This window comes from Hydrogenophaga sp. (genome assembly GCF_022844385.1).
In the GTDB taxonomy this organism is placed as follows: Bacteria; Pseudomonadota; Gammaproteobacteria; order Burkholderiales; family Burkholderiaceae_C; genus Hydrogenophaga.
Map to the genome: position 1 here is coordinate 3,190 of NZ_JALHLX010000075.1, position 8,452 is coordinate 11,641.

Below are 8,452 nucleotides of genomic sequence, written 5' to 3' on the forward strand. Positions count from 1 at the left end.
CAGCAGCGTGCCGGTGCAGCTGGCGTTCTTCGACACCAAGCTCATCTGCCGCTTTGCCAACGCCAGCTATGCTCGCTGGCTCAACGGCACACCCGAACAGCTCGTGGGGCTGCACCTGAACCAGATTGCGCGCCCGCAAGACTTTGAAGCTGCGCGCCCTCGCCTGGAAGGCGCGCTGGCCGGCGTGGCCCAGCGGTTCGAAGGGGAGCGTGCGTTTCCCGACGGCAATGCGTTCTACGCCAGCATCGACTACACCCCCTATTGGCTTGACGGTGAGGTCGCCGGCCTGTTCATCCAGATGCTCGACATCACCGAGCGCAAGGCGTCGGAAGACCTGGTCAGCCACGCCAACTGCCAGCTCAACCAGGCCCTGAGCCAGGCACAGGCGCTCTACAACCAGGCACCCTGCGGCTACCACTCGCTGGACATCCAAGGCACCTTTGTGTCGATCAACGACACCGAGCTGGGGTGGCTGGGCTACAGCCGCGACGAGGTGGTGGGCAAGCTGAATTTTCGCGACGTCATCCCGCCCTCCGACGTGCCCCTGCTCGAAGCCCGCAAGCGCAAGATCCTTCAGGACGATGCGCTGGAAGGCGTGGAGTACCGGATGCGCCGGCGCGATGGCAGCACCTTTCACGCGCTGCTGTCCTCGTCGGCGGTGCGCGACAAGGACGGGGGTTTCCTGCGCAGCAACACCACGGTGGTGGACATCACGCACCGCAAGGCGGCCGAGATCTCCCTGCGCGACAACCAGCGCTTCCTGCAGACCATCACCGACCACGTGCCGGGCCTGATCGCTTACCTGGACGCCGGGCTTCGATTCCGGTTTGCCAACGCCGAACACCTGCGCGTCTACGGCCTGGACCCGCAGCGCATCATGGGCCAGCACATCAGCCAGTGCGTGCTGCCGGAAGTCTGGTCCGACATCCAGCCCCGCATGGAAGCGGCGCTGACCGGTGAGGAGCAGCACTTCACCACCTGGCGGCCGGCTCTGGGGGGCAAACACATTTTTGTCAGCGCCCGCTATTTGCCCGATGTGCAGGACGGCCAGGTCCGTGGCCTGTTCGTCCAGATCATCGACATCACCGAGCGCAAACTGATCGAAGAGCGGGTGAGCAACCTCAACGAAGAGCTGGAAGTGCGCATCCGCGAGCGATCGGCCGAGTTGCTGGAGGCCGAGCAGCGTTTCCGCCTGATGGTGGACAACCTGCGCGACTACTGCATCTTCTTCATGGATGCCGACGGCCTGATCACCGACTGGACCGACAGCGCCCAGCGCATGGACGGCTACTCACCCACGCAAATGCTGGGCCGCCACTACGGCGTGCTGTTCGACCCGGCCAACCCGGAGCACGGCAAGGTACGCGCCGACCAGATGCTTCGCCTGGCAGCCTCGCGCGGCCAGCACGAGCTGCACAACTGGCACATGCGCAAGGACGGCACACAGTACTGGTCGCACTCGGTGCTGATCGCCCTGCGCGACGACAGTGGCGAGCTGCGCGGCTTTGCCAAGATCAACCGCGACATGACCGACGCCAAACGGCTTGACGACCTGATGCGCAACATCAACGACGAGCTGGAAAACCGCGTGGTCGAGCGCACCGAGCAGCTGCTCGCGGCCAACAAGGACCTGGAGTCCTTCTCGTACTCGGTCTCGCACGACCTGCGCTCGCCGCTGCGCCACATCTCCAGCTTTGTGAGCCTGCTCGAAGAACACATGGGCAGCCAGTGCGACGAGGTGAGCGCGCGCTACCTCAGCACGATTGGCAATTCGGCCCGCCACATGAGCCAGCTCATCGACGGCCTGCTGGCGTTTTCGCGCCTGGGTCGGGCCGCGGTCAACGTGACGCCGGTGGACTTCCAGTTGCTGGTCGAAGCGGTGGTGGCCCAGATCGGGCACGACACCGAAGGCCGCGTGGTGGACTGGGTGATCGCGTCCGACCTGCCGGTGGTGCAGGGCGACGCCCTGCTGCTGCGCGAGGTCTGGGCCAACCTGTTGGGGAATGCCTACAAATACAGCCGGCCACGTGAACGATCGCGCATCGAGGTGGGCTGGAGTGTCGACCCGGTGGTGGGTTACACCTTCTTTGTCCGTGACAATGGCGTGGGTTTCGACACAAAATACGCGCAGAAGCTGTTTGGCGTGTTTCAGCGATTGCACAGGGCCTCGGAATTTGAAGGCACGGGCATCGGTCTTGCACTCACACGGCGCATCATCGAGCGGCACAGCGGCAGCATCTGGGCCGAAAGCGAACTCGGTATCGGCAGCGTTTTCTACTTCTCCCTACCTTTTGAGGGCCCTGGTTTTTCGGATGCCACACTGGATTCGATGCCTGCCCCCCTGGAATCATGAGCAAAAATGCCGACGCGATTCTCCTGGTCGAAGACAACCCCGACGACGCCGAGCTGACGAAACTGGCGCTCTCGCGCCACGGCCTGGACGGCCGCGTCACCCACGTGTCCGACGGCATGCAGGCGCTGGACTACCTGCACCGGCGCAACGGCTTCACCAACCGCTCCGGCAGCAATCCCGTGCTGGTCCTGCTTGACCTCAAGATGCCGCTGCTTGACGGCATCGGCGTGCTCAAGGAAATCAAGGGCAGCGACCTGCTGCACAACATCCCGGTGGTGGTGCTCACCTCGTCCACCGAACCCAGCGACCTGCTGCGCGCCTACGATGCCGGCACCAACGCCTACATCGCCAAGCCGACCGAGTTCTCGCAGTTCCTCAGTGCCATGAAGCACGTGTGCGAGTTCTGGATCAACATCAACCAGACCGCCCCGCAAACCGCCAATGCCACGGTGCGCAACACCGGCTTTGGCGACCTGATCTGAGGCAGCGCCAGCCCCTGGTCACCAGGTGTCGATGAAGCGGGTGGCCGACGGCTCCCCCACCTTGGCGCCTGCCAGCCCCTGTACCAGCCAGTGCCGCGTGTGCGCCGGGTCGATCACGGCATCGATCTCCAGCGTCGTGGCCATCTGCTCGGCCGAGCCCTTGGCGTGCTGCTCCGCCAGCAGGCGATCAAACAGGGCGTCGCGCTCTGCACCCTCGGCCACCGCCTGCAGCTCCTTGCGATAACCCAGCCGCACCGCGCCTTCCAGCCCCATGGCACCAAACTCGCCGGTGGGCCAGGCCACGGTGAACACCGGCGCATGAAAGCCGCCGGCCGTCATGCCCATGGCGCCCAGGCCATAGCCCTTGCGCAGCACCACGGCAAAGAACGGCACGCGCAGCTTTGCAGCCGTCACGAACAACCGGCCCACGTGCCGCACCTGCGCTTGCGCCTCTGCCGCCGGCCCCACCATGAAACCGGGGGTGTCCACCAAGCTCACGATGGGCAGGCCGTGGGCGTTGCACAGCTGCATGAATCGCGCCGCCTTGTCGGCCGCATCGGCATCGATGGCGCCACCCAGATGCAGCGGGTTGTTGGCCATCAGACCGACCGCGCGCCCTTCGATGCGCGCCAGCGCGGTGTGGATGCCCGCACCAAAGCCAGTACGCAGCGGCAGCAGGCTGCCCTCGTCCACCAGGCCCTGCATGACAGTGCGTGTGTCGTAGCTGCGCAGGCGGTTCTCGGGCACAGCGTCGCGCAGTGCTGCGCTGTCGGGCGCCGTCCCGTTGGCCAGCCGCCCCTGGAAGAACGACAGGCAATGCCGTGCAGCCGACACGGCCTGGGCCTCGTCGTCCACCAGCACGTCGATCACCCCGTTGGCGTGCTGCACCTCGCTCGGCCCGATGTCCTCGGGCCGGAAGGTCCCCAGTCCCCCACCCTCGACCATGGCCGGACCCCCCATGCCGATGTTGCTGCCGCGCGTGGCGATGATCACGTCGCTGCAGCCCAGCAACGCGGCATTGCCCGCAAAGCAGCGCCCGGCCACGATGCCCACCACCGGCACCTCGCCCGAGAGCCGGGCCAGGGCGGCGAAGGTGCCCACGTGCAGGCCCGCGACGATGGGCATGTCGATGTCGCCCGGTCGACCGCCGCCGCCTTCGGCGAACAAGACCACGGGCAGTTTCTGCGCCAGCGCAATGCCCAGCAAGCGGTCGGTTTTCTGATGGTTGCGCATGCCCTGCGTGCCGGCGAGCACCGTGGCGTCGTAAGCGAGCACCACGGTGCGTGACCGCTCGGGGTCGAACAGCGCGCCATTGACAGCGCCGATGCCGGTGACCATGCCATCGGCCGGCGTGTTCGCGATCAGGTCTTGCTCGCTGCGGCGGCTGCGCTGTGCCGCCACCGCAAGCGCACCGTACTCCATGAAACTGTCCGGGTCACACAGGTCGGCAATGTTCTCGCGCGCCGTGCGCAGACCCAGCGCGTGGCGGCGCGCCACCGCCTCGGGCCGGGCCGCGTCCCGCGTGAACGCCTCGCGCTCGCGAAAGGCCTGCAGGTCGGGGCGCACCCGGTCGCTGCTGCGCTCCGGTGCCACGGAGGGGGCAGAGGTGGCATCCACAGCAAGCGCCAGCGGCTCCAGGTGCAGCAACGCTTCGCCCAGCTGCACGGGCTCGCCCGAGGCCAGCAAAAGCGCCAGCACACGTCCGTCGGCTTCGGCACGCAGCTCGTGTTCCATCTTCATGGCTTCCAGCACCACCAGCACGTCGCCGCGGCGCACCGCATCGCCCGGGGTCACCAGCCATTCAACAATCCGGGCCTGCAAAGGAGCGCGCAAGGTGTTCATGGCCGGATTCTGCGCCGCGTGGGCCGTGATCACGGTCGATGGCGCGACAGGTCGGCACACAACAAAACAGGCCCTGGAAAGGGCCTGTTTCGGGGGAAGCGCGAAGCGGCTTCAGTAGATGTCAGAGTCGGCCCACTGGGACGAAGGTCCGAAGTCGTCGGCGGTGACAGGGGTGTTGAGGTTCAGTACGAAGACCACCTCGCCACCAAAACGCCCGACACCCAGGCTCTTCATGAGCTGTTGCTCCTGTTCGGGGCGCTCCATGCGGAGGAAGCAGATGGCCTGCTTTGTGCCTTCGTGCATGGCGGTGAGGATGTCCAGACGCGTGATGCGACCGAACTCGCTGCACAGCTGGTGCAGCGCGGATTTCAGGCTCGGCACATCGCTGTGTTGCCTGAGTTCTGCAAGTGTGCTCACAATCGACTCTCCCAGTTCGTTTCCGTCATCGCATTCGTGCGCCGCTGCGGGCATGGGCTCCCTTCAGCGGAACGCCATGGTAGAACAGAAGTAACGAAAATCCAGTGGTTTGTTACAAATTCGCGGACTGACCGCCGCTCTTGTGATGTTGATCACGTTCCGGGTGTGAAGCATGCCCGCACAGTGTGTGCGTTGCATGACAACGCTCACTTTGTCGACCACCCAAACCACCGGACCCGACCTCCATGCGAAACGGATCTCCCACACCCCGCAGCGCGCTGACCAAAGAAACCGACTTCGAGGCCACGGGCACGTGGTCGAGCGCCCGGGACTTCTCTGGTTTCCATCAGTTGGCACAACTGGCCGCCCAGTTGGGGGGCTGCGCCGCGGCCGTGGTGCTGGACACCACCCAATGGCCACCGGTGGTGCTGGGGGTACACGGCACCTCCGGTGAGACCGCGGCCAGTGCGGCTCAGTACTGCGCAAGAGCGTTCCCGGACCGCAGCCGGGAAACGCATGTGGACGATCTGGGCGCACAGCACGAGCGCGACGACGTGGCAGCGGGCACCGAGTGGGCCAGCATGCGCCATGCCCACTGGTTGCCAGTGGCGCCCATGGGCGGCCAGTCGGACTTGGCCTTGCTGCTGCTGGACCCGGCAGCCCAACCGCACCAGCCCACGACCGGCACCACACTGACCCTGTTGACTGCACATGCAGCCGAGGTGCTCGCGCTGTGGCGCCGCTGCGAGGTCAGCGAGCAGTACAACGTGAACGTGCTGCGCGAGAGCGAGAGCCGCCTCAACCTCACCGAGCACACAGCGGGCGCCGGCAGCTGGTCGATGCAGGTGTCCACCGGGCTGGTCACGCACTCGGACGAATTCGCCACCATCCTGGGCCTGCCCGACCACCACCATGTGGTCTCGCTCGACTCCATGGTGCAGCGCTACAACCCGGAATGGCGCAGCGGCATCCGCCAGCGCCTGGAGCGCTGCGCGGTCAGCGGCGAGGGCTTTGACGAAGAGATCCAGATCATGGTGGAGGGTGGCACGCCCAAATGGGTGCGCACGGTGGGCACCGCGGTGCGCAACAAGGACGGCAACATCCTGCGCATTCAGGGCGCGATCCAGGACATTTCGGCCCAGAAACAGGCCCAGCAGGACACGCTGCGCCTGGCGATGCGCCTGACCACCACGCTGGCCAGCATCACCGAGGCCTTCGTCACGCTGGACCGGCAGTGCTGCTTCACCTACCTCAACCAGGAGAGCGAACGGCTGCTGCAAAAGACCACCGCCGACCTGCTGGGCGAAGAGGTCTGGAAAGACTTCGCCGGTGGCCTGGCCGAGCGCCTCAAGGAAAAGCTCACCCGCTCGCTCAACACCAACCGCCGGGTGGAGCTGGAGGATTTTTTCCCCTCGCTGGGCAAATGGCTGGAGGTGCGCGCCTACCCGTTTGCCGAAGGTCTGGCGGTGTACTTCCGGGACGTGACCGAGCGCCGGCGTTCGCAAGAGCAGCTGATGCTGCTGGAGACCAGCGTGTCCCGGCTCAACGACATCGTGGCCATTGCCGAGACCGGTGCCAGTGCGCAGGAGCCGCGCATCGTGTTCGTCAACGACGCCTTCGAGCAGCACACCGGATACACACGCGCCGAGGTGTTGGGTCAGACGCCGCGCATGCTGCTTGAACTCGACCCGGCCATCACCAAGCTCAAGGCGCTGGCCGCGGGCCTGCAGCAAAACCAGCAGGCCCGCACCGAGCTGATGGTGCGGCGCAAGAACGGCGCGCTGTTCTGGGTCGAGCTGGAGGTGGTGTCGGTGCAGGCCAATGCCGAAGAGGTGACGCACTGGGTGGCGGTGGGGCGCGACATCACGCAGCGCAAGACCGCTGAAGACATGATCCGCCACCTGGCCTTCTACGACGCGCTCACCGACCTGCCCAACCGCCAGCTGCTGCTGGACCGGCTGCAACAGGCGCTGGCGGCCAGCGCACGTTCGGGCCAGCACGGCGCGCTGATGTTCATCGATCTGGACAACTTCAAGGTGCTCAACGACACGCTGGGACACCACATGGGCGACCAGCTGCTGCAGAAGGTGGCCTCACGCCTGACACGCAGCGTGCGCAAAACCGACATGGTGGCGCGCCTGGGCGGTGACGAGTTTGTGGTGATGGTGGACGACCTGAGCACCGACCCCGAAGCCGCCGCGTACAAGGCGCGCGCGCTGGCCGAAAAAGTGCTGCACACGCTGCGCGAACCGTTCCAGCTCACCGGCCACCAGCAGTTCGCGACCCCGAGCATCGGCGTGACCTCGTTCTGTGGCGACCACAACGACGTGGGCGAGTTGCTCAAGCAGGCCGATCTCGCGATGTACCAGGCCAAATCGCTGGGACGCAACACGGTGTGTTTCTTCGACCCCGGCATGCAGGCCACGGTGAGCGCCAACGCCACGGTGAGCTCCGACCTGCGCGCGGCCCTGCGCGAGGCGCAGTTCGTGGTGCACTACCAGCCGCAGGTGGACCGGGTCGGTGTGATCACCGGCGTGGAGGCCCTGGTGCGCTGGCAGCACCCGGAACGCGGCCTGGTGTTTCCGGCCGACTTCATTCCCGTGGCCGAGGACACCGGCCTCATCCTGCCACTGGGCCAGTGGGTGCTGGAGACCGCCTGCGAACAACTTGCCGCCTGGGCGGACCGGCCACAGACCTCCAGCCTGAGCATCGCGGTGAACGTGAGCGTGCGCCAGTTCCGCCACCCCGATTTCGTGGACATGGTGATGGCGGCCATTCAGCGCACCGGCATCCGGCCGCACCGCCTCAAGCTGGAGCTCACCGAGAGCTTGCTGGCCGACCGCATGGAGATCACGATCGGCAAGATGGGCATGCTCAAGGCACTGGGTGTGACGCTCTCGCTCGACGACTTCGGTGTGGGCTACTCCTCACTCTCGGTGCTCAAGCGCCTGCCGCTGGACCAGCTCAAGATCGACAAGGGCTTTGTGGCCGATGTGCTGACCGACCCCAACGACGCCGCGATCTCGCGCGCCATCATCTCGCTGGCGCAGAGCTTGAGCCTGCAGGTGGTGGCCGAGGGTGTGGAGACGCAGGAGCAGCGCGACTTTCTCGCCTACCAGGGCTGCGACCAGTTCCAGGGGCACCTGTTCTCGAAACCCCTGCCGATCGAGGCGCTCGACGCCCTGCTGCAAAACCCGACTGCCGGGATGCTGGTGCTTTCCTAAACGTGCAACAGAAGGAAGCGGCGCTCCCACGGGCTGATCACGTCGAAGAACTCGCGGTACTCGGTTTCCTTGATCGCGCTGTAGGTCTGGATGAAGTGTTCGCCGAACAGGTCCACCAGCGGCGCACAACCCAT

Annotated in this window: 5 protein-coding genes; 3 read left to right on the plus strand and 2 right to left on the minus strand. The window is 65.9% G+C overall.

All coding sequences use genetic code 11. The features are described from left to right. Both Q0C59_RS12795 and Q0C59_RS12800 read left to right on the plus strand, forming a co-directional pair. Nucleotides 1–2,353 (plus strand): PAS domain S-box protein (locus tag Q0C59_RS12795; protein ID WP_291216094.1); only part of this gene is annotated, 2,353 nt, incomplete at its 5' end. Next, complete coding sequence (locus Q0C59_RS12800; RefSeq protein ID WP_291216096.1) at nt 2,350–2,835, plus strand: response regulator; 486 nt, start codon at nt 2,350–2,352, stop codon at nt 2,833–2,835. The genes Q0C59_RS12795 and Q0C59_RS12800, both read left to right, overlap by 4 nt. A gap of 18 nt (nt 2,836–2,853) precedes the next feature. Here the strand turns inward: Q0C59_RS12800 and Q0C59_RS12805 are convergent, their stop codons facing one another. Continuing rightward, on the minus strand, nt 2,854–4,668 hold the full coding sequence (locus Q0C59_RS12805) for a carboxyl transferase domain-containing protein (protein ID WP_291216116.1): 1,815 nt from the start codon (nt 4,666–4,668) through the stop codon (nt 2,854–2,856). Between the two features lie 120 nt (nt 4,669–4,788). Then, nucleotides 4,789–5,094, minus strand: a complete 306-nt coding sequence (locus Q0C59_RS12810; protein WP_291216099.1) for an RNA-binding protein — start codon at nt 5,092–5,094, stop codon at nt 4,789–4,791. Nucleotides 5,095–5,339: 245 nt separating this feature from the next. On the opposite strand from Q0C59_RS12810, the gene Q0C59_RS12815 reads away from it, so the two are divergent. Then, nucleotides 5,340–8,318, plus strand: coding sequence for an EAL domain-containing protein (locus tag Q0C59_RS12815; protein WP_291216102.1), 2,979 nt, complete (start codon nt 5,340–5,342; stop codon nt 8,316–8,318). The last annotated feature ends 134 nt before the right edge of the window (nt 8,319–8,452 follow it).